Raw genomic sequence first — 21098 nt, 5'->3', positions numbered from 1 at the left:
CAGAGAAAGGTGCGTGCGAACGGCACGCGTCAGCGGCATCAGGGCTGGTGGGGACCGGATCGAAACGGTTCAGCGCCGGTCGGACCGACCGCGACACAGGCTGCTGCGGACGCGGCAGAGGTCGACTGCGCGTCGCTGCGTCAAGAAGGTGGTCAGCCCGGTCACGGGTGCGAGGGTACCCAGAGCTCCCTCAGAGTGGGAACCACGTTCATTCCTTGGGACGATTCCCGTTACCTGGGACAACGCCCTGGTCAGGGTGTCCGAGTCGTGAGATGCGGGCGCAGGGCGGCCAGCAGTTCCGGTCCCTTGGGGACCCCGCCGACGCGCAGCAGCTCCCGGCCGTCCGGGGTCAGCGCGATCGTGGTCGGCGTCCGCAGCACGGCCAGCGACTGCGCGACCTCCGGGGCGTTCGTGACGTCGAGTTCGACGTGGTGCAGGCCGTCGGTCCGCTCCGCCAGCGGCGCGAGCACGGCTTTCGCGTGCCGGCAGGGCGCGCAGAAGGTGGTGGAGATCTGGACCAGCGTCACCGCGGACGCCGGGTCGAGCGCGGCGGTGACGGGGGCGGGCAGCGCACGCGCCGGCTTGGCGTCGCGCACCCGGCCGTTGCGGGCCTTGAGCAGCACGCCGACGGCTGCGGCGGCGACCAGCGTCGCCACGAGCACCCACAGTCCCGTCACCGCACCGCTCCCTACCTGCTCAGGTCCGCGAAGGACACGTTCGCCGCCTTGCCCTTGATCGTCACCGATCCGCTCTGCACCCGCACGCCGGTCGGGGTGACCGACAGCGGCAGGTCCTTCGTGCTGAGCGACGCGTTGAAGTTCGGCATCAGCGCCTTCTGCACCGCGGCCGGGACGACGGTGGTCTCCTGGTCGTTCCCGAACTGCAGCCGCTTCGGGAGGAAGTTGATCGTTCCCTTGGCGGCGTCGGCCTCGATCATCGCGAAACAGAAGATTTCCAGATCCTTGCCCGCGAACTGAAGGTGTCCCGAAATGCGGACACCGGTGCTCGACTCGTCCTGCTCGGCCTGGCCGTCGGTGGTCTTCGTCGTGGTCGGCGCCGGCTCGCTCTGCCCGCTGTCGCCGTTCTGGACGTACTCGGTGGTCGACGGCTCGATCCGCAGGTCCTTGACCTTGTCCAGCGGGGACAGCCGCGCCAGGTCGGCGGCCTTGATGGTGACCGAGCCGGTCAGCCGGCCGATGGTGATCGCCTTCGTGTTGCCGTTGGCGAGGTCGGACAGCGGCGCCTTGACGTCCTCGAGCTCGGCGTTGACCGCGACGTCCTGCAGCTTGTCCGCGACCGGCAGGCCGGCGGCGGACACGCTGATGTGACTGTAGTCACCGCCCAGCGCCTGCGTGAGGAACGGGAAGCCGTGGATCGTCACCGACGGGTCGTCGCTGAGCTGCAGCTGCGTGCGGGCTTTCTGCGAGATCAGGTGCTCGGCGTACGCGGCGGCTCCGAAATCCGCGCCGACCAGCAGCAGGACCAGGACGATCAGCGCGATCACCCACCGCCGCGCACGGCGGCCGCGGCGCCGGGCTTCCGGCGTCGGTCCGGGTCGGTCGTCCCGGGTCACGGGCCTGCTCACCATCGCGTCCGTACTCCTGTTCGTCGGGGACACCGGGATTCCTCCAGGTGTGATCGATCCAGCAAGGGTTAGGTGCCCGGCCGTTCAACCGCTATTCTCACTTAGCACCGACCAACGCCGCTTTGCGGCGACGACTCGAGAAGGCGGTGCGGCTGATGAGCCTGGACCTTCTGGTACTGACTGCGGAGGCCGACGCCACGTCGGTGCTGCCCGCACTGGACCTGCTGCCGCACACCGTACGCGTCCGCGCTCCCGAGGTGACGGCCCTGCTCGACGCGGGCCACCGTGACGTGATCCTCCTCGACGCCCGCAGCGACCTGGCCTCGGCGAAGAGCCTCTGCCGCCTGCTCAAGGGCACCGGCGAGGAAGAGGCGGCCACCCCGATCATCGCCGTCGTCGGCGAAGGCGGGCTCGTCGCCGTGAGCGCCGAGTGGCGCACCGACGACATCCTGCTGCCGACCGCCGGCCCCGCCGAGGTCGACGCCCGGCTGCGGCTGGTCACGACCCGCGACGGCGGTTCCGCGCAGGTCGACGCCGAGCTGCGGGTCGGCGAGCTGGTGATCGACGAGGCGACCTACACCGCGCGCCTGCGCAAGCGCACCCTCGAGCTCACCTACAAGGAGTTCGAGCTGCTCAAGTACCTCGCGCAGCACGCCGGCCGGGTGTTCACCCGCGCCCAGCTGCTGCAGGAGGTCTGGGGCTACGACTTCTTCGGTGGCACGCGCACGGTCGACGTCCACGTGCGGCGGCTGCGCGCCAAGCTCGGCCCCGAGCACGAGCAGATGATCGGGACCGTGCGCAACGTCGGCTACAAGTTCGAGCGGCCGGCCAAGGGCGGCGGCCCGCGGCCGGGCGTGCCGGCCCAGGCCGAAGCGCCCGCCGAGACCCCCGAACTCGCTCACTGACGACATCCCCACGTTCACCTGGACGCGGCGACAACCGTCGCGTTGCCTGCCGGCGCGGGTACGGTCGCAGGGGTGACCGGAGAGTGGCGGCAGGAACTGGACGAGAAGCAGCTCGACGACGTGCGCGGGCTGCTGCTGGTCGTGCGCGAGGCGGACGGGCGGCCCGAGGTCGAACCCGAAGGCGCGCTGCCCGGCGAGTTCGACGGCGGTGAGCACCTCGTGGCCTGCGTCGACGGCGAAGTCGTCGGCTACGCCCACCTCGACACCACGGGCGACTCCTTCGGGCACCAGGTCGCCGAGCTGTTCGTGCACCCGGCCCACCGCAGCCGCGGCTACGGCGCGAAGCTCCTCCAAGCGGTCGACGAGCGGGCCGCGGTCGGCTTCCGCATCTGGGCCCACGGCGACCACCCGGCGGCGCGGGAGCTGGCCGTGAAGGCCGGTCTGGAGCGCAAGCGCGAGCTGCTGATCCTGCACGTCGACGTCGAAGGCGCGGACTGGCCGGAGCCGGTCCTGCGTGACGGCGTCTCGCTGCGGACGTTCGTGCCGGGCCAGGACGAGGAGGCCGTCGTCCGGGTCAACGCGCGGGCCTTCGACTGGCACCCCGAGCAGGGCGCGCTGACCGCCGACGACATCCGTGCCGACGAGCGCCGGCCGTGGTTCGACGCGGACGGCTTCTTCCTCGCCGTGGAAAAGCACACAGCGAACGGCAGCTTGGAAGACACCGTCATCGGGTTCCACTGGACGAAGGTGCACGAACCCACCCCCGGCCGGTTCGGTGGCGAGCGCGTCGGCGAGGTGTACGTGGTCGGCGTCGACCCGGCCGCGCAGGGCGGCGGGCTCGGGCGGGCGCTCACCCTTGCCGGGCTGCGGTACCTCGCGAGCCGCGGGCTGCGGCAGATCATCCTGTACGTCGAGGGCGACAACGCGCCGGCGTTGGCGGTCTACACCAAGCTCGGGTTTGCGCGTCACGAAACCGACGTCCAGTACGGTCGGTGACCACGGTGGACGCGGCGCGAACACCTCGTCACGGTGTGCGAACGCCCAGGTCACGGCCGGGACACGGCACTCTTTCAGGCCAGTAGCACTGCTCACATCCGGAGCCTTGTTCACTTTCCGTTCATCCGGAGAGGGGCGCCCGTCCACCGAGGCTGCCTAATGTCCGGATCCGGCGCGGCAGCACGCCGCGACGACCCGGTCAAGCTCCTGATGGAGGAAACAGCAGTGAAGATCATGCGGCCCCTGAGCGCGGTGGGCATCGTCGCGAGCGCCGCCCTCGTGCTCGCCGCCTGTGGTACCGACCCCGCGGCGACCAACAGCAGCAGCTCGAACTCGGCGTCGGCGCCCGCTGCGACCGGTACCGCCGACGTGGAGTGCGGCGGCAAGAGCCCGCTGTCCGCGGAAGGCTCGTCGGCGCAGAAGAACGCCATCGACATCTTCACGCAGCAGTACGGCAAGAAGTGCTCCGGCCAGCAGGTCAACTACAACCCGAGCGGCTCGGGCGCGGGCGTCAAGCAGTTCAACGCCAACCAGATCGACTTCGGTGGCTCGGACTCGCCGATCAAGGACGCCGACGCCGAGGCCGCCAAGGCCCGCTGCGCCAGCGACGCCTGGAACATCCCGCTCGTGGTCGGCCCGATCGCCGTCGCCTACAAGCTCGACGGGGTGGACAAGCTGACGCTGACCCCGTCGGTGACCGCCAAGATCTTCAGCGGCGCGATCACCAAGTGGAACGACCCGGCCATCAAGGCGGTCAAGGGCAACGAGAGCCTGAACCTGCCGGACAAGCCGATCCAGGTCGTCTCCCGCGCCGACGAGTCGGGCACCACCGACAACTTCCAGAAGTACCTGGGTGCGGCCGCGAAGGCGGACTGGACCAAGGGCGCCGGCAAGAAGTTCAACGGTGGCGTGGGCAACGGTGCGCAGGGCTCCAACGGCGTCGCGACCGCGGTGAAGGCCTCCGACGGCGGCATCACCTACGTCGAAGGCGCGTTCGCCAAGGACGGCCTGACCGCGGCCCTGATCGACAGCGGCTCCGGCGGCGTCGAGCTGTCCGCGGCGAACGTGGCCAAGTCCCTCGACGCGGCGAAGTTCCTCAAGGAGGGCTCGAACGACCTCGCGCTCGACCTCAACGGCATCTACGCCAGCAACACCCCGGGTGCCTACCCGCTGCTGCTGACGACCTACGAGATCGTCTGCTCGAAGTACGCGGACCCGAACGTCGCGAAGGCCGTCAAGGCGTTCCTGACGGTGGCGGCCACCGACGGTCAGCAGCCGCTGTCCGCGAAGGGTTACGTGCCGATCCCGCAGTCGCTGCAGACCAAGGTTCTGGCCGCCGTCAAGGCGATCTCCTGAACCGGCGTTGCGACTGACACCCGAGTGATAGAGGCTGGTCAGAAGTAGCTGATGAGCGAGTCATCCTCGACGCGAACGCCCACCGGCGACCCCGGTGGGCGTTCGTCGTCCGTCACGACGCCCCCGGAGGTCCCGATTTCGGAGCAAGCAGCCCCGCCGGCGGAGAAGCAACCGCCCGCGGCCGATAAACCGAAGAAGGTGCGGCCCGGTGACCGCATCTTCCAGAACCTGACCACCGGGGCCGGGATCTTCGTCGTCGGCCTGATCGGCCTGATCGGGCTCTTCCTGCTCATCCAGGCGATCCCGGCGCTGCAGGCCAACAAGGCCAACTTCCTGACGAACCACGGCTGGTCGACCGGCGACCCCGCGAACATGTCGTTCGGCATCCTCGACCTGCTCGAGGTCACGGTGGCGACGTCGGTCGTGGCCCTGATCATCGCGATGCCGGTCTCGCTGGGCATCGCGCTGTTCCTGACCCAGTACGCGCCGCCGCGGCTCGCCCGGCCGTTCGCCTACGTCATCGACCTGCTCGCCGCGGTGCCGTCGATCATCTTCGGTCTCTGGGGCATCCTCGTGTTCGCCCCGGCGATCGAGCCGTTCGCGCAGTGGATCAACGAGACGTTCTCGTGGTTCCCCCTGCTGGCGCCCGGCAACGTCGCGCCGAGCGTGCGCGGCACGATCTTCACCGCCGGCATCGTGCTGGCCGTGATGATCCTGCCGATCATCACCTCGCTTTCGCGTGAGGTCTTCGAGCGGACGCCGACGCCGCACATCGAAGGTGCGCTGGCGCTCGGCGCCACCCGGTGGGAGGTCATCCGCACGACGGTCCTGCCGTTCGGCAAGGCCGGCTACGTCGGCGCGTCCATGCTCGGCCTCGGCCGCGCCCTGGGCGAGACGATCGCGCTGGCCGTCATCCTGCTCATCCCGCAGGGCAAGAACTTCGACTGGAGCCTCTTCGACGGTGGCGCGACCTTCGCGTCGAAGATCGCCGCGAACTACAGCGAGTTCAACAACGAGGTTTCGGCCGGTGCGTACATCGCGGCCGGCCTGGTGCTGTTCGTGCTCACCTTCGTCGTGAACTTCGCCGCGCGGTCCATCATCGGCGACAAGAAGGGGGACTGAGCATGTCCACCTCAACGCTCGAAGCACCCGCGACGACTCCGGCGTTCCAGCAGGTCAGCCTGGGACGCAAGATCAAGAACGGCGTGGCGACCGCGCTGGTCTGGCTGTCGTTCCTGATCGCCGTCGTCCCGCTGGTGTGGGTGCTCTACACGGTCATCGCCGACGGCATCAAGCGCATCCCCTACAGCAACTGGTGGACCGAAGACTTCGGCTCCGTGCTGTCCGACGAAGTCGGCGGCGGTGTCCTGCACGCGATCATCGGCACCCTGCTGCAGGGCCTGGTGTGCGCGGTCATCGCGGTCCCGATCGGCATGCTCGTCGCGATCTACCTCGTCGAGTACGGCCGCAACGGCAAGCTCGCCAAGGCGACCACGTTCATGGTCGACATCCTCTCCGGCGTGCCGTCCATCGTCGCCGCCCTGTTCATCTACGCGCTGTGGATCACCACGTTCGGCCTGCCGCGCAGCGGTTTCGCCGTGTCGCTGGCCCTGGTGCTGCTGATGATCCCGGTGGTCGTCCGGTCGTCGGAGGAGATGCTGCGGATCGTCCCCGACGACCTTCGTGAGGCGTCGTACGCGCTGGGCGTGCCGAAGTGGAAGACGATCATGAAGATCGTGCTCCCCACGGCGCTGTCCGGCATCATCGGCGGCATCATGATGGCCTTGGCTCGTGTCATGGGCGAAACGGCGCCGCTGCTGGTGCTGGTCGGCTACTCGGCCTTCACGAACTGGGACATCTTCAGCGGTGAGCAGGCCGCGCTGCCGCTGCTGATGAACAACGAGCGCGTCAGCAACCCGATGGAGCCGGGTTCGGTCGGCTTCGACCGGATCTGGGGTGCGGCATTGACCCTGGTGCTCATCATCGCCGTGATCAACCTCCTCGCCACCGTGTTCGCGCGCCTCGTCGCCCCGAAGAAGAAGTGAGCTGTTCCTGATGGCCAAGCGAATCGATGTCAAGGACGTCGACATCTACTACGGCAAGTTCCACGCCGTGGACGGCGTCACCCTGTCCGTGCCGCCGCGCAACGTCACCGCGTTCATCGGCCCGTCGGGCTGTGGCAAGTCGACGGTGCTGCGCACGCTCAACCGCATGCACGAAGTGATCCCCGGCGCCCGCGTGGACGGCCAGGTGCTGCTCGACGGCGAGGACATCTACGCGTCGTCGGTCGACCCGGTGCAGGTGCGCCGCACGATCGGCATGGTGTTCCAGCGCCCCAACCCGTTCCCGACGATGTCCATCAAGGACAACGTCGTCGCCGGGCTGAAGCTGGGTGGCACCAAGGGGAAGAAGACCCTCGACGACATCGCCGAGCGCGCCCTGCGCGGCGCGAACCTGTGGAACGAGGTCAAGGACCGCCTCAACAAGCCGGGCGGCGGGCTGTCGGGTGGTCAGCAGCAGCGGCTGTGCATCGCCCGCGCGATCGCGGTCCAGCCGGACGTGCTGCTGATGGACGAGCCGTGCTCGGCCCTGGACCCGATTTCCACGCTGGCGATCGAGGACCTGATCGGTGAGCTGAAGAAGGACTACACGATCGTCATCGTGACGCACAACATGCAGCAGGCGGCCCGGGTTTCGGACCAGACGGCGTTCTTCAACCTCGCCGGCGTCGGCCAGCCCGGCCGGCTGGTGGAGCTGAACGACACGGAGAAGATCTTCTCCAACCCGGACGAAAAGGCCACCGAGGACTACATTTCCGGCCGTTTCGGCTGAGTCCTCAGTGGAATGAAACTGCCCCCGGCCGCGGCCGGGGGCAGTTTTCGTTGGTGGAGCTCAGATTTCGTCGTCGGTGCCGTAGCCCGGCATCTTGCCGGTGACCACGAAGATCATCCGCTTCGCCACGGACACCGCGTGGTCGGCGTAGCGCTCGTAGAAGCGGCCCAGCAGCGTGACGTCGACCGCCGAAGCGACGCCGTACGGCCATTCGCGGTCCATCAGGACCGTGAACAGGTGGCGGTGGATGTCGTCCACCTGGTCGTCGTCGGACTCGATCGTCTTCGCCGCTTCGACGTCCTTGGAGTGGATGACCTGCTCGACCTGGCGGGCCAGCTTGACCGCGACCTCGCCCATTTCAGTGAAGTACGGGCGCACCGACTCCGGCAGCACCGGCTCGGGGTGACGGCGCCGGGCCGCCTTCGCCACGTGCAGCGCCAGGTCGCCCATGCGCTCCAGGCTTTCGGCGGCGTGGATCGCCGCGAGCACCGTGCGCAGGTCGGTCGCCACCGGCGCCTGGAGGGCCAGCAGGGCGTACGCCTGCTCCTCGCACTGGGCGCGGGCGTCGTCGACCTTCGAGTCGTCGCTGATCACCTGCTCGGCGAGACTGAGGTCGGCCTCCAGGAGAGCGCGCGTGGCGCGCTCCATGGCGTCGGCGACCTGGACCGACATGCCGGCCAGGTGGTCGGCGAGCTGTTCGAGTTCGACATGGTAGGCCTCACGCATGGCCCAACCCTACGGCCAACCGTGGCCGAATACCGCATCGCCGGGTGAACCGCACGTGAACCCGGACTAACGATCCTCGCGGATCAGCCCGTGGAGGTGCTCTTGCGGGTGCTGGTCGGCTTCGAGCCGGTGCTCTTCGGCTTCGAGGTGCTGGTCGGCGGGGCCTGCTCGCTCACCGGGACCGGCGCGTTCGGGTTGGGCAGCGGGGTGTTGTTGCGCAGCGCGTCGAAGAGGGCCTTCGTCTTGCTGACGACCAGGACCTCGTTGCCGCGGCTGTTGGCCGTGCCGACCGTCGGGACGGTGAGGAAGGTGATCTTCGACGGGTCCAGGCCCTTCATCGACTGGGCCAGCGTCATCATCTGCTTGACGCCGAGGTTGTCGCCGAAGGTGGCCTTCGCGAAGGCGTTGATGAAGTCGCCGAGCTTGCCGGGGTCGAGCACGACGTCCGAGGACATGACCTTCTTGAGCAGCGCGCCGATGAACTCCTGCTGCCGCTTGATCCGGCCGTAGTCGGACGTCGGGTCGCCCTTGACGTGCCGCGCGCGGACGAAGTTCAGCGCCTGGTCACCGGAGATCGTCACTTCGCCGGTCTGCAGCAGCACCTTGCCGAGGATGCTGTCGTCGATGGGGATCTCGTTGTTGATGGTGACGCCGTGCACCGCGTCGACCATCTCCTTGAAGCCGTTGAAGTCGATGCCGACGAAGTGGTTGATCCGCAGCCCGGTGATCTGCTGGATCACCTTGGTGACGCACGACGGCCCGCCGACCGCGTACGCGGTGTTGAGCTTGGCGATCTTCTGCGCGGGGACCTTCTGGTCGGTGTTCTTGTTCTGCGCCGGGTCCCAGCGCTGGCACTCCGGCCGGTTGATCTCGAGGTCACGCGGGAAGGACGTGACGACGACCCGCTTCCGGTCGGCCGGGATGTGCGCGACCATCACGGTGTCGCTCCGGGCGCCGGGGGTGCTGTCGGCGGTCCCGACGCCTTCCTCGGCGGACGCGCCGTCGCGGGTGTCGGAGCCGACCATCAGGAAGTTCTCGTCGTTGGCCTGCGCCTCGGCGTCCTGGATGTCGGTGGAGTTCTCGTCGAGCGCGGAGACCTGGGTGAACTTGGCGTCGAAGTAGGTCTGGGCGCCCCAGGCCCCCCCGATCCCGAGGAAGACGAGCCCGGCGACGACGGCGGCGGCGATCCGCCCGGCCAGCGCCGACCGCCGGATCTTTTCCTGCTGCTTCTCCGGCTGCCGAGCCTCCTCGGCTTCGGCTTGGTCTTCTTCAGCCGAGGGCGCGGTCGTGACAACGCGCTGCAGGGCGGTGCGGGTGCTTTCGATCAGCGAGGTGGGCGAGAGCCGTTCACGGCGTTCGCGCCGCTTGGCTTCCTCGGCTTCCATCTCGTCGTGCGCGGCGGAGAACCGGGCGAGGGTGTGATCGATCTTGCGCCGGTACTGGGTGGCCTCGTCGATCGCTTCCATCTCGTCGGTCATGGTCAGCGGATCGAGCGCGGCCCGCGGCGGGACACCGGCCTCACCGCGCCGGGGCGCGGGGCTGTCGGGGGTGGCGCCGGGGACCGCGGCAGCGTCGGCCGGCCGACGGGAGCTCTCCGCGGTGCGCCGGGGAGCCGGACCATCGGCGGCTGCGCGCTGGGGGGCGGGCCCTTCGGTGGTGCGGCGGGGTGCCGGGCCGTCTGCGGCGACGCGCTGGGGTGCGGCTCCTTCGGAGGCGGCGCGGCGGGATCCCGGTCCGTCGGCGGCGTGCGGGGGTGCCGCCGCTTCGGCCGGGGCCGCGGGGCGCCGGGAGACGGGGATTTCGCCGGTGCGGCGGGGTGCCGGTCCGTCGGTGGAGTGCGGCGGTGCCGCCTCGGCCGAGGCGGCGGCGCGGCGGGTGGCGGGGTTTTCGCCGGTGCGCCGGGGCGCCGGACCGTCGGCGGCCGCGCGTCGAGGCGCAGCTTCGTCGGCCGGAGCCACGGGGCGACGGGCACCCTCGGCGGTGCGGCGGGGGGCCGGGCTGTCCGGCGTCGCGCGCGGAGGCACCGGCGCCTCGGGCGAAGGCATCGGGCGGCGGGCTGCGGGACTCTCCACCGAGTCGGCCGGAGCCACGGGGCGGCGGACAGCCGGGCCGTCGCCGGCCCCGCGCTGAGCCGCGGCTCCCTCGGCGGCCGGGCGGGGTGCGCGGCGCTGCGGGGCGCCGTCGGCCTGGGAGGCGTCGGTGCGGCGGGGGCGCCTGGGCGGCTGCTGCGCCGCCGTCGTCTGCTGGGGGCCCGGGTTCGCGGCCGGCGGGCGCCTCTGGAGCGGGGCCTCCGGCAGCGGGGCCGCGGCCGTCGTGCGGCGGGGCTGACGGGGCCGCGGGGTGCGCGATTGACGAGTGGCGTCCGTGGGTACTGGGTCTTCGGCAGGGCCCTGCGCCCGCCTCGGGGCGCGCGGCTGCGACGTCCGCGCCGGGGCCGGTGGTTCGTCACCGCGGACGCGGCGTCCTGGCTGGTCGGAGCGGTCCTGCTGCTCGCGGGGCGGCAACGGGCGGGCGCCGGTGGTCCTGGCGACGACGTCCGAGACGCTGATCCCGCCCTGGTCCTCCATCGACCGGCGCCGTCCGGGCCGGGGCCGCGCGGGACCGTCGAGGCGGCGACCGGTTCCCGGGCTGTCGAGCTCGTCCGGCACTCGGTCTCCTTTCGCGCGATCGAAGGGTGGCTTCGACTTGGCCGTCTTCCCCCGCAGGAGGTGATCGTTCCCCCGGAGGTTTTCGTTATCGTACGGATACCCCCCGTTCGTGACGACACCCTCCCGGAATTTTCTTCACCTTGAGTCGACGAACGGCCGGTGTGGGTCGACAAACGGGTGATACCGCTTGTCGACAGACGGAGTAATGCCGCCTTTGCGTTACTCAGAGTGGGATATTAACTGTGTCGTTTGCGCGTCGTGATAGGCGACTTTGTTGCGCCCCGCGCGTTTCGCCGCATAAAGGAGGGTGTCCGCGCGGCGCAGCTGGCGCTCCGGGGACGACGGCCTCCCGGGCTCGTGCGCCAAGCCGGCGCTGATGGTCACCCGCAGCCCCGGCTGCAGTTCTGACCAGGGATGACGGGCCACTCGCAGGCGGGTGTCCTCGACGACGCGGACAGCGCGCCGGGCGTCGACCCCGGGTAGCCACAGCACGAACTCCTCGCCGCCGTAGCGGGCGCAGAAGCCGTCGGGCGGGAGGTCCTCCTGCAGCAGATCGGCGACGCGGCGCAGGACGCGGTCGCCCACGAGATGACCGTACGTGTCGTTGACGCTCTTGAAGCGGTCGAGGTCGATCAGCGCGAGCGCCAGCGGCGGGCGGTCGGTGAACGGTCCGTACAGCCGCTCGTCGAAGTAACGGCGGTTGTAGCTCGACGTCAGCGCGTCACGGAGGCTGCCGTCGCGCGCGATCTCCAGCGCGGACCGCAGGTGCTGGTAGGCGCGCTGCCAGTCGCCCTGGGTGGCGAAGAGGCCGGCGATGGCCTCGTGCAGGCGGAGCAGGTCCGGCGGCTGCGGGCCGGCTGCCCGTCCCGGTGCGCCTTCGCCCTCGGCGACCATCCCCACCTCCACCACCCCTTGGTTGTCGTCGTGGGGACGGCTCCGCTTGAGGTACCGCTTCGGAAGAAGGTGAATTTCGCTCAAACGGGAGTGCGATGGTGACTCTCCGGAATAGCCGGATCAGAGCCCGGTGAACGGTTCGAGGCCCTTGAGCTGCTCGTACTGGTCCTTGGCCCAGTAACTCACATTAGCCGTCGGGTCGTTCAGTAGCTCTGTGTATTCACTCCAGGCGACCCAGCGCCAGTCGCCGACCTCCTCCGGGTTCGGCGCCGGCTCGACGTCGGCCCAGCTGGCGAACACCGGGCAGAACTCGTTCTCGACGATCCCCTGGAACGGCGGCGTCCGGTAGCGGTAGCTCGGCAGCACGCAGTGCAACCCGGACAGCGACGGCAGCCCGAGCTCGTAGGCCGCGCGGCGCCGGACGGCGTCCTCCAGGGTTTCGCCGGGCGCGGGGTGGCCGCAGACGCTGTTGGTCCAGACCCCCGGCCACACCTTCTTGTGGAGGGCGCGCTGGGTGATCAGCAGGGCGTTGTCGCCGCGCCGCAGGACGTAGCAGGAAAAGGCCAGGTGCAACCGGGTGTGCTCGTGGTGGCTGGCCAGCTTCGGGCCGGTCTCGCCGGTGGGCACGCCGTCCTCGGTGACGAAGACGACCTGCTCGGTCTCGGGTTCGGTCGCGGTATCCACGGGTCCCAGTGAACACGACGGCCCTCGAGGCGCCGTACCGCGAGGCGGGTGGGTTACCCGGCTCCGCCCGGCGGGGTGACGGGCCGTCACCGCGCGTTGAGGTGCTCCACGAGCAACGTGGTGACGGCTTCCGGCGCCTCCTCCGGCACCCAGTGCGTGACGTCTTCGAGCATTTCGAAGCGGTAGGGCCCGGTGACCCAGTTGGCGGTGTCGAGCGCGGCGGTGGAGCCGAAGGAGACGTCCTCGGTGCTCCAGACGTACAGCGTCGGCACGGCGATCTTGCCGATCTTCCCACCCGGCCGCCCGGCCCGGTACCAGTTGAGCGCGGCGGTGAGCGCGCCCGGTTCGGACAGCCGCTGCACGTAGTCGTCGACCTTCGACGGCGACACGCGCCGATCGAACATCTCGCGCAGCGCCCGGGCGTCGTTCTCCAGCATCCGCCGTTCGGTGACGCGGGTCTGCCGCCACTCGGTCATGTAGCGCGTACGCAGGTGCTGGTCCTCGTCGGTCTTCATGGCCTCGGCGAGCGCGGCGGGGTGCGGCGTGGAGACGACGGCGAGGCTGCGAAGGCGTTCGGGGTGCGCATCGGCGGTCCACCAGGCAACGGCGCCACCCCAGTCGTGCCCGACGAGGTCGAACTTCGGCCACCCGAGCGCTTCGGTGATGGCGGCGACGTCCCCGACGAGGTGATCGATCGAGTAGTCACTCGCCTGCTCGGGCCGAACGTCCGGCGAGTAGCCACGCTGGTCCGGCGCGACGGCCCGGAACCCGAGCACCCCGAGCGTGGCGACCTGGTGCTCCCACTCGATCGCGGCTTCGGGGAAGCCGTGCAGGAGCAGGACGGGCCTGCCGTCTTCGGGCCCGGCGGCGATGGCGTCGAAGGAACCGGCCTCGGTGGGGATGCTGATGTGGTCGATCACGACCTGAACCTATCGCTTGCGGTCGCTTTCACGTCGAAGTACGGGTGGCGGAAGGCCGTTGTCACCTCGAGGTCGGGCCGGTCGGCGAGAGGGCTCAGATCGACGTCGCCGCTGCCGCTCAGGTGCAGTTCCCGGAGCGCGCTCAGGCGGGACACGAGCCGAAGGTCCGGTACGGGGGTGTTCGCGAGCTGCAGCACCCGGAGCCCGGTCAGGGAAGGCAGCAAGCTCAGATCCACCTCGGGGCAGTCGAGGAAGCTGAGCTCGGTCAGGCTGCCGGCCCAGCGAACCAGGCCGCTGACATCCCGCAGGCGGGGGCAGCCCTCGAAGCTGAGCTGGTTCGGCTGATCCAGAAAGGACAGACACCGCAAGTCGGTGAGGGCCGGGAGCTGGTGCAGGGTCAGCGCGGTCAACTGCCGCAAGGGGCTCAGCTCGGCCATCCGGTCGATGTCTTCGACGTGGCTCAGCGTGAGTGCATTCAGGTTCGGCAGCTCGGCCAGTCGCGCCCACCCGTGTGTCGGAGTCCTGGCGATGATCTTGTGAAGGGTGGATATCTCGGCCAGCGGTGCGATATCCATCGATTCCTCGGCCCGGCTCCCTTCCAGGATGATGCTTTCCAGCGAAGTGCTCGCCAACGGCGCAAGGCAGAACTCCCTCGAGCCGGTGAAGTCGCAGAGGATGTGCCTCAGATGCCGCAGGTGCTTCAAGCCGGCAAGGGTCGCGGGTTCGGTCATCAACAGGCCATCGATCGGCAGGTCGGCCAGCACGCGTTCGGCGAATTCGACGGGGTCGAACCGACGCCAGGACCTGACCAGCACGTCCACCACGCGCTGGTCCCGGGCATTGCGGTAGCGGGTCAGCAGTTCGAGCGCCGCCGGACCGCCGATCAACGCGATCGCGTGGACAGTCGCCGCTGTCTCTTCGTGGGTCTCGGGTTCACTGGTGGCCAGGAGGTCGAGGACGAATTCACCGGCTCTTGCCAGTGCCCCCGCCTTCTCCTCGCTCGAAGGCGGGATCAGCGTGCTGGCCCGGTCTTCGATCTCGTTGCGCAGCCGCTCGCCCAACACCGGTGACGTTTCCAAGCACGCGAGTGCCACCAGGTCGAGCTTCAGCCGTTCCTGCTCGTCCGTGTCCCGCTGGAGGATGCCGTCGAGCAGACGTTCCCGCTGCGCGAGATGGGCGTGGCCCGCGGCCAGGACCACCACCTCGCGCCAGTCGTCGCGGTGGGCGTTCGCCGTCAGGATGCCGATGTCGTCCTCTTCGACCGCCGTCTGGGCGGCCAGGTACTCCTGGAACGTGCGGTGCACGAAGTCGATGCGGCCCGGGACCGGTTCGCGCAGCACGCCGCCGCGGTCGAGGAGGTGGCGGAACACCGTTCGCGGTGTCACGTCGATCTGGCCCATCGAACGCAGCTTCGCCGTGATGCGGGCTTCGGCGTCGGCGGCCGGGACGTCCGTGTGGCCGTTGCGGACCAGCCAGTACGCCAAGCTTCGCAGCAGCACCAGTTTCTCGGTCAGCGAAAGCCGGACCGGAGCTTCGATCCCGCGCTCGATGTCGCGGCTGTCGAGCAGCATGCGCAACGCGACGTCGTACAGCTCCATCCGGTTCTCCGGGAGCCGGCCGTTGCCCTGGTGGTGCAGTGCGCAGAGCAACGCGCACAGCAGCGGGTTCTCGGCGAGCCGCCGCAGCGGGCCGCGGGCACCGATCGCCGCGATCAGGGCGTCGCGTTCTTCGTCGAGCGGCTCGCCGGGCAGTGCTCGGTGCCAGCGGGTCACGAACGTCCGGACGTCGCGCGGGGTCATCGGCTGGAGCCGGACCTCGGTGAACCCCTCGTCGCGCAGCCAGCCGGTGGCCACCGCGGCCGGGCGCGTGGTGACGACGAACCGGGCACGGGGGAACGCGCCGACGAGTTCGCGCAGCCACTCGCGCACCTCGCGGCGGCGCTCGTCCGGAACCTCGTCGAGGCCGTCGACGAGCACGACGGCCCGGCCCTGACGCAGGTGCCGCTGCACCCAGCCGGACGGCATTTCGTCGGCGATGTGCCTGCCGACCTCGTCGAGGAAGCGTTCCGGTGTCGGCAGCGGTGAGTGGCTGAACCGGCGCAGCCGCACCAGGAACGGCTCGAGGCAATCCCAGCCGTCGACGTTCTGCAACTGCCGGCTCGCGCACTGGACGGCCAGCCACTGCAGCAGCGTCGTCTTGCCGGAGCCGGCTTCACCGCGCAGCAGGATCCTCGACGTCCGCGGCAACACGTGCTCGATCCGGTCGCCGGGGACGTCCTGCTCGGACGTGACGCTCAGGCTCAGATAGGCGACCGACAGCGGGTACAGCCGGGTCGCCTCGGCCAAGCCCGCGCCGAACAGCGCCATCCGGTCGAGCGCCGTCACGACCTGGCGGCGGAAGTCCGCGGCGAAGTCGTCCGGGTGGCGACGTTCGGGCAGCGTCGCCAGCACGTTCCGGACCGTTTCGAGGATCTCCGTCTCGCGCTGGAGGATCTCGACGAGCGCGCCCGGCTGGAAGCGGGGCAGGGTGCTCGTCACCTGCACCAGGTACGCGCAGCATTCCCGCAGGACCCGCTGGTACAGCTCGGTCGCGTCGGCCGACAGGAGCCTGGTGACACCGGGGACGGTCCGGAGCAGGTAGCGGTAGAGGTACGTGGCGTCGAGGTCGGTAGCGAACAGGTCGTCGTCGGTCAGTGCGGCGCGCTCGAACGTCTCGTGCACCGCCTCCACCGCGGCCGCTCGCTCGTTGTCCGGCAACGCCCGGAACTCGACGTCGAGGAAGGGCAGCAGCCGGTCGGCGACCCGGGATTCGAGGTTGGTGAACAGCAGCCGGAGCTTGCGGCGGTCGTTGAGGCCGGTGACCTGCTTTTCGAGCAGATCGAAGACTTTCGCCGAGGCGTCCGCGGCGATCACCCGGTCACCCAGCCAGACCTTCGCGGCCGCTTTCACCACCGCAGTCGTCAACGCGATCGCTGATGCTTCGAGCCCGGTCACCGGCGGTAGTTTAGCCGAGCACCTCCGCCGAGGTGGCCACCGTCACCAGCGGGGTGTACAGCCGCAGGATGTCCAGGGCCTTCTCGTGGCTCTGGTCGTCCGCGCCTGCGCATGCGTCGGACACCACCGTGACCGCGACGCCCGCATCCGCTGCCGACAAGGCCGTTGACAGCACGCAGCAGTCCGTCGAGACGCCCGCCAGCACCAAGCCCGCGCCGCCCACCCGGGTGGCCATGCGGGCGTTCCACTTGCCGAAGGTGGACGCGTCCACTGTGGATGGTGGAGTGAACGGGGCGACCACCTGGTACAGCTGCGCCTCTGGTGGCTGCAACGCGAACGGCCACTGCTCGTAGTACCGGCGCCAAGCTCCTTCCGGACGCCGAGGGGCGACGAAGCGGGTGAACACGACGTCTTCGCCGAACGCCGTCACCAGGCGGTGGATCCGTGGAACCACCTCGGCGAAGCGGGGGGTGAACCACGGGCTCGCCGGGTCGGCGAACACGTTCTGCAGGTCGATGACCGCCAGGATTCTCTTCACGCTGCCTCCTGTTCGCGGACCCGCCGCCGCGTCAGCAATGTCACCAGGAAGCCGAGGGCCAGCGCCAGCAGCACGCCGAGGTTCGCGAAGGCCCACGCGCCCTCGCGGCCGCCCAGACCGAACGGTTCCAGGAGGTAGCCCTGCCACTTCAGCCACTCCGCGGACGTGTTCGTCACCAGGCCCCAGCCGAGCGCCGTGGCCACCAGGACCAGGGCGATCGGGCCCAGCCGGACGTCGCCGTAGCGGCCGGCCGGGTCGAACAGGTCCGGCTCGGCGTAGTCGCGGCGGCGCAGGAGGACGTCCGCGAGCATCACGCCGCACCAGGCCGCCACCGGGACGCCCAGCGTCACCAGGAAACCCTGGAACTGGCCCAGGAATTCGCCGCCGAAGAAGACGATGTAGATCGTGCCGAGGATCATGATCACACCGTCGACCAGCGCCGCCACCGGACGGGGGATGCGCAGGCCCGCCGACAGCAGCGCCAGCCCCGACGAATAGATGTCCAGTACCGCGCCGCCGACGAGGCCGAGCACCGCGACGATCGCGAACGGCACCAGGAACCACAGCGGGAGCAACGTGGTCAGCGCGCCGATCGGGTCGGCCGCGATCGCCTTGTTCAGGTCCGGTGACGAGCCGGCCAGCAGCAGCCCGAACACCAGCAGCACCACCGGTGCCACCGACGCGCCGAACGTCGTCCACCCCACCACGCCCCGGCTCGACGACGACCGCGGCAGGTAGCGCGAGTAGTCCGCCGCCGCGTTGACCCAGCCGAGGCCGAAGCCGGTCATCAGGAACACCAGCGCGCCCACCCACTGCTGGGCCGAACCGGACGGCAGCGCGCGCACCGCCGCCCAGTGCACGTCGCCGGCCACGAGGACCACGTAGACGACCGTGAGCACCCCGGTGATCCAGGTGATCCACGTCTGGAGCCGCATGATCGCGTCGAAGCCGAGCACGCCGGCGGCGACGGTCAGCGCCGCCACCACGACGAGCGCGACCACCTTCGTCGGTGTTCCGCCGCCCCAGCCGAGGCGCTCGAACACTGTTGCGGTGGCCAGTGTCGCCAGCGCGGCGAGCACGGTTTCCCAGCCGACCGTCAGCAGCCACGAGATCGCCGACGGCAGCCGGTTGCCGCGCACGCCGAACGCCGCCCGGGAGAGCAGCATCGTCGGCGCGGACCCGCGTTTGCCCGCGATGGCGATGAACCCGCACAGCAGGAACGAGAACAGGATGCCGACGACGCCGGCGACCAGCGCCTGCCCGAACGAGATGCCGAAGCCGAGGGTGAATGAGCCGTAGCTCAGCCCCAGCACCGACACGTTGGCGCCGAACCACGGCCAGAACAGCTGCCGCGGCCGTCCGCGCCGCTCGGCGTCGTCGATCACGTCGAGGCCGTTGGTCTCCACCTTCAGCCCGCGGGCTTCGGTACCGCTCATGTCGTCGCCTCCACCAGCTGGTCGATCTCTTCCCGGCCCGGCGCCGTCGCCGGGCCGCGCCGGGTCACCGAAAGCGCGGCCGCCGCGTTGGCGCGCACGGCGGCGTCGAGGACAGTACTGCCGCGCAACAGCTCCGCGGCCAGCACGCCGCAGTGCGTGTCGCCGGCGCCGGTGGTGTCCACCGCGTCGACCGGAAACGCGGGGACGTCCGTGATCCGGCCGTTTTCGTGGACGCGGCAACCCCTCGCGCCTTCACGGACGACGGCGACGGGCGGCAGCTCGCCCAGCACCTCGGCTTCGCGGGCGTTGCAGCTCAATATGTCTATTGTGGATAAAAGGTCATGGAGGTCTCCAGGGTTGATGTCGGTGATGAGGGGGCCGGGATCGAACAGGATCCTCGAGCCGGGAAGCCGGGGCAGCCACTCCAGAAGGGCGCCGCGATTGATCTCGTGCAACCAACTGTATCCGCTCACGTACACGACGTCGTCATTCTTTGGGGTGACTTGGTCGAGCAGTGCCGCCCGCAGTCGTGCTTCGGCGCCGGTACCGGTCGCGAAGGTGCGTTCACCGGTCGCGTCGACCAACACGACCACGACTCCGGTGTCCACTTCGGACAGTGATTCGTGGGCCAGTGCAATGCCTTCGGACGCGAGTGCGCCGCGGACCAGATCGCCGAAGACGCCGATTCCGTGGCTGCCAGCATAAAGCACCTGTGCGCCGGATCGCGCGGCCGCGGCCATGACGTTGAAACCGCCGCCGGCAAACAGGTTCGCCGACGACGCGAGGACGTCGCCGCCCGGTGGTGGCAGGGCCGGCACCGCCATGACGAGGTCGACGACGACCTGCCCGGTGTGCACCAGCCGCCCGGTCATCGGCGGCGCAGCTTCAGGAGTTCGTCGACGAGTGGCCCGAATTCGAGCCGGTTGACGGCGAGCACGGTCTCGACGACGTCGGGGCGGAACGCGCCGACCCCGTGCGCGGCGCCGAGCATCGCCCCGCAGATCGCGGCCACGGTGTCGGTGTCGCCGCCCAGCCCGGCGGCGAGGCGCAACGCCGCCGGCGGGTCGTCGCCCATGGCTTCGGCCAGCGCGAACGCGGCCACGACGGATTCCTGCGACGCGACCGACGTGCCGATGACCTGCGCGACCGCGTCGGCGACGGCGGCCGGGGCCATCCCCCGCACCCAGTCGCGGGCCCAGCGGATCCGGGCGGCGATCTCCCCGCCGGGTGCCCAGTGCCCGCGTTCCCCGCCGACGACGGCCGCGCGTTCGCCCGCGTCCAGCGCCTCGGCCAGGCTCGCGCCGTCGACGCCGGCGGAGACGACGGCCGCGACCGCGGCGGCCGAGGCGATCCCCAGGCTGGTGTTGTGCGTGACCCGCGCGGTCGCGACGACGGCGTCGACCAGCCGGTGCAGGTCTTCCGGTGGGGTGGCGATGCCGACCGGCGCCACCCGCATGGCGGCGCCGTTGGTGGTGCCGGTGCGGCCGGCTTCGTCGGCCGGGACGCCGTCCTGGAGCCGGGTGAGCGCGCGTTTGGTGGACGGCCCGAGCAGGTCCGCGGAGCCGCGGCGGACCATGTCGGCCTCCCAGATCAGCAGCGCGTCGGCGAAGACGTGCGGCTCGACGACGCCGCGGCCGTCGATGAGCAGCCGGGCCAGCAGGACGGCCTGCTCGGTGTCGTCGGTGACCGAGCCGGCGGGCATCGACGGCGCGACCGGCTGTTCGGCGGCGGCGGCGAGCAGGCCGGTGACCGGCCCGTAGGTGGCGGCGATGGCGGCGCGGGACATCGACTGCGTCGGCATGCCGAGCGCGTCGCCGACGGCCAGCCCGGTGAACGCGCCGAGCGCCCGGTCCCGCGCGGTCACCGGTGTCCGAAGGTGAGGTGGAACTGGAACCGGTCCGGGTCCAGGAGGCTGACGACGCGCTCGACGAGCCGGCCTTCGACGTCGACCGAAGTGCGTTCGGCGCGGAGGAAGAGCTCGCCGATGCTCCGGCCGAGTAGTCCGGCGGCGCAGGCGTCGAGGCGTTCGGTGCTGATCCACTGGTCGCCGCCGACGGAGACCCGGCCGGCGGTTTCCAGGGTCCTGGTCAGGGAGCCGTCCCGCAGGCCGGTCGCGGGGAGGTCGGCGAGCGGCCCGACGGCGGGCACGGTGGCGGTTTCGAGCGAGATACCGCGGTCGTGCTCCCGCCGCAGCCGTCGCACGGCGACGTAGGCCCGCTCGCCGAATTCTTCTGCCAGGACAACGTCTTCGACGGTCTCGATGCCGAGCAGCTCGGTGGTGACCGGCGCACCGGCGTCGGCGAGCGCGCGGGCCCAGCCGATCCGCTGGTCGAGCTGGACGCCGTCGAAGGTGACGAACGATCCGACACCGGCCTGGGTGGAGATGAGCTCGAGCTGCTGGAGCTCGGACAGGGCGTTGCGGACGGTGCCGCGGCTGACCTGGTACTGCAGGGCGAGCTGGTGCTCACCAGGGAGGCGTTCGCCGTTGGCGAGGCGCCCGGAGCGGATCAGGTCGGTGAGATCGCCGACCAGCTGCTGCCGCTTGCTGTACATGTACACACCTGTACACCCGGGGTTGTCGCAGG

The 21098-nt window shown here is 70.2% G+C and carries 19 protein-coding genes; 6 read left to right on the top strand and 13 right to left on the bottom strand.

From position 1 onward, the window contains the following. Positions 1-251: 251 nt before the first annotated feature. On the bottom strand, positions 252-677 hold the full coding sequence (locus ACWEGE_RS22485; protein ID WP_449662391.1) for a TlpA family protein disulfide reductase: 426 nt from the start codon (positions 675-677) through the stop codon (positions 252-254). Positions 678-688: 11 nt separating this feature from the next. After that, positions 689-1588 (bottom strand): LmeA family phospholipid-binding protein, encoded by a 900-nt coding sequence (locus ACWEGE_RS22480; RefSeq protein WP_449662390.1) that lies wholly within the window; start codon positions 1586-1588, stop codon positions 689-691. A gap of 152 nt (positions 1589-1740) precedes the next feature. Between ACWEGE_RS22480 and ACWEGE_RS22475 the strand changes: the two genes are divergently transcribed. The 6 genes from ACWEGE_RS22475 (at position 1741) to pstB (ending at position 7674) form a co-directional block, all read left to right on the top strand. Further along, positions 1741-2490: a response regulator transcription factor gene (locus ACWEGE_RS22475; RefSeq protein WP_449662389.1), complete on the top strand. Its 750-nt coding sequence runs from the start codon at positions 1741-1743 to the stop codon at positions 2488-2490. Positions 2491-2562: 72 nt separating this feature from the next. Next, positions 2563-3486 (top strand): mycothiol synthase, encoded by a 924-nt coding sequence (mshD, locus tag ACWEGE_RS22470; protein ID WP_449662388.1) that lies wholly within the window; start codon positions 2563-2565, stop codon positions 3484-3486. 225 nt (positions 3487-3711) lie between these two features. Then, positions 3712-4842, top strand: coding sequence for a phosphate ABC transporter substrate-binding protein PstS (gene pstS / locus ACWEGE_RS22465; protein ID WP_449662387.1), 1131 nt, complete (start codon positions 3712-3714; stop codon positions 4840-4842). Between the two features lie 198 nt (positions 4843-5040). Continuing rightward, positions 5041-5964, top strand: coding sequence for a phosphate ABC transporter permease subunit PstC (gene pstC, locus ACWEGE_RS22460; RefSeq protein WP_449662386.1), 924 nt, complete (start codon positions 5041-5043; stop codon positions 5962-5964). A gap of 2 nt (positions 5965-5966) precedes the next feature. Then, the gene (gene pstA, locus ACWEGE_RS22455) at positions 5967-6887 is read left to right on the top strand and encodes a phosphate ABC transporter permease PstA (RefSeq protein WP_449662385.1); all 921 of its coding nucleotides are present in this window, start codon (positions 5967-5969) and stop codon (positions 6885-6887) included. Positions 6888-6897: 10 nt separating this feature from the next. Then, positions 6898-7674, top strand: coding sequence for a phosphate ABC transporter ATP-binding protein PstB (gene pstB, locus ACWEGE_RS22450; RefSeq protein ID WP_125308653.1), 777 nt, complete (start codon positions 6898-6900; stop codon positions 7672-7674). 60 nt (positions 7675-7734) lie between these two features. On the opposite strand, the gene phoU is transcribed toward pstB, so the two are convergent. From phoU to ACWEGE_RS22395, 11 genes are all read right to left on the bottom strand, one after another. Then, a complete protein-coding gene (gene phoU / locus ACWEGE_RS22445) occupies positions 7735-8400 on the bottom strand; it encodes a phosphate signaling complex protein PhoU (protein WP_449662384.1) in 666 nt (221 codons plus the stop codon). A gap of 83 nt (positions 8401-8483) precedes the next feature. Beyond that, the gene (locus ACWEGE_RS22440; protein WP_449662510.1) at positions 8484-9866 is read right to left on the bottom strand and encodes an LCP family protein; all 1383 of its coding nucleotides are present in this window, start codon (positions 9864-9866) and stop codon (positions 8484-8486) included. A 1401-nt stretch (positions 9867-11267) separates the two neighbouring features. Continuing rightward, positions 11268-11942, bottom strand: a complete 675-nt coding sequence (locus tag ACWEGE_RS22435) for a GGDEF domain-containing protein (RefSeq protein WP_449662383.1) — start codon at positions 11940-11942, stop codon at positions 11268-11270. 120 nt (positions 11943-12062) lie between these two features. Beyond that, entirely contained in the window at positions 12063-12626 is a 564-nt protein-coding gene (gene idi, locus ACWEGE_RS22430) for an isopentenyl-diphosphate Delta-isomerase (RefSeq protein ID WP_449662382.1), read from the bottom strand. Between the two features lie 86 nt (positions 12627-12712). After that, positions 12713-13546 carry an alpha/beta fold hydrolase gene (locus ACWEGE_RS22425; RefSeq protein ID WP_449662381.1) on the bottom strand — a complete coding sequence of 278 codons (834 nt, stop codon included), beginning with the start codon at positions 13544-13546 and terminating at the stop codon, positions 12713-12715. Next, positions 13543-16539, bottom strand: coding sequence for an NACHT domain-containing protein (locus ACWEGE_RS22420; RefSeq protein ID WP_449662380.1), 2997 nt, complete (start codon positions 16537-16539; stop codon positions 13543-13545). The genes ACWEGE_RS22425 and ACWEGE_RS22420 overlap by 4 nt, the downstream gene beginning before the upstream one ends. 10 nt (positions 16540-16549) lie before the next feature. Next, positions 16550-17077 (bottom strand): cysteine hydrolase family protein, encoded by a 528-nt coding sequence (locus tag ACWEGE_RS22415; protein WP_449662379.1) that lies wholly within the window; start codon positions 17075-17077, stop codon positions 16550-16552. After that, positions 17074-18513 carry a purine-cytosine permease family protein gene (locus ACWEGE_RS22410; RefSeq protein ID WP_449662378.1) on the bottom strand — a complete coding sequence of 480 codons (1440 nt, stop codon included), beginning with the start codon at positions 18511-18513 and terminating at the stop codon, positions 17074-17076. Before ACWEGE_RS22410 ends, ACWEGE_RS22415 begins: the two co-directional genes overlap by 4 nt. Beyond that, complete coding sequence (locus ACWEGE_RS22405; protein ID WP_449662377.1) at positions 18510-19385, bottom strand: PfkB family carbohydrate kinase; 876 nt, start codon at positions 19383-19385, stop codon at positions 18510-18512. The genes ACWEGE_RS22410 and ACWEGE_RS22405 overlap by 4 nt, the downstream gene beginning before the upstream one ends. Beyond that, complete coding sequence (locus tag ACWEGE_RS22400; protein ID WP_449662376.1) at positions 19382-20377, bottom strand: ADP-ribosylglycohydrolase family protein; 996 nt, start codon at positions 20375-20377, stop codon at positions 19382-19384. The genes ACWEGE_RS22405 and ACWEGE_RS22400 overlap by 4 nt, the downstream gene beginning before the upstream one ends. Further along, on the bottom strand, positions 20374-21066 hold the full coding sequence (locus ACWEGE_RS22395) for a GntR family transcriptional regulator (protein ID WP_449662375.1): 693 nt from the start codon (positions 21064-21066) through the stop codon (positions 20374-20376). Before ACWEGE_RS22395 ends, ACWEGE_RS22400 begins: the two co-directional genes overlap by 4 nt. Between the last annotated feature and the right edge of the window lie 32 nt (positions 21067-21098).

This window comes from Amycolatopsis sp. NPDC004747 (genome assembly GCF_053601335.1).
The sequence above is the reverse complement of the archived record's forward strand: the minus strand, read 5'-3'. Positions and strand labels throughout refer to the sequence as shown.

Excerpts from the sequence above, each read along its gene's own strand:
- ACWEGE_RS22435 (WP_449662383.1), bottom strand. The coding sequence starts at position 11,942 with ATGGTCGCCGAGGGCGAAGGCGCACCGGGACGGGCAGCCGGCCCGCAG.
- pstB (WP_125308653.1), top strand. The coding sequence starts at position 6,898 with ATGGCCAAGCGAATCGATGTCAAGGACGTCGACATCTACTACGGCAAG.
- ACWEGE_RS22480 (WP_449662390.1), bottom strand. The coding sequence starts at position 1,588 with ATGGTGAGCAGGCCCGTGACCCGGGACGACCGACCCGGACCGACGCCG.
- ACWEGE_RS22410 (WP_449662378.1), bottom strand. The coding sequence starts at position 18,513 with ATGAGCGGTACCGAAGCCCGCGGGCTGAAGGTGGAGACCAACGGCCTC.
- pstA (WP_449662385.1), top strand. The coding sequence starts at position 5,967 with ATGTCCACCTCAACGCTCGAAGCACCCGCGACGACTCCGGCGTTCCAG.
- ACWEGE_RS22440 (WP_449662510.1), bottom strand. The coding sequence starts at position 9,866 with ATGGAAGCGATCGACGAGGCCACCCAGTACCGGCGCAAGATCGATCAC.
- phoU (WP_449662384.1), bottom strand. The coding sequence starts at position 8,400 with ATGCGTGAGGCCTACCATGTCGAACTCGAACAGCTCGCCGACCACCTG.
- ACWEGE_RS22475 (WP_449662389.1), top strand. The coding sequence starts at position 1,741 with ATGAGCCTGGACCTTCTGGTACTGACTGCGGAGGCCGACGCCACGTCG.
- ACWEGE_RS22405 (WP_449662377.1), bottom strand. The coding sequence starts at position 19,385 with ATGACCGGGCGGCTGGTGCACACCGGGCAGGTCGTCGTCGACCTCGTC.
- ACWEGE_RS22395 (WP_449662375.1), bottom strand. The coding sequence starts at position 21,066 with ATGTACAGCAAGCGGCAGCAGCTGGTCGGCGATCTCACCGACCTGATC.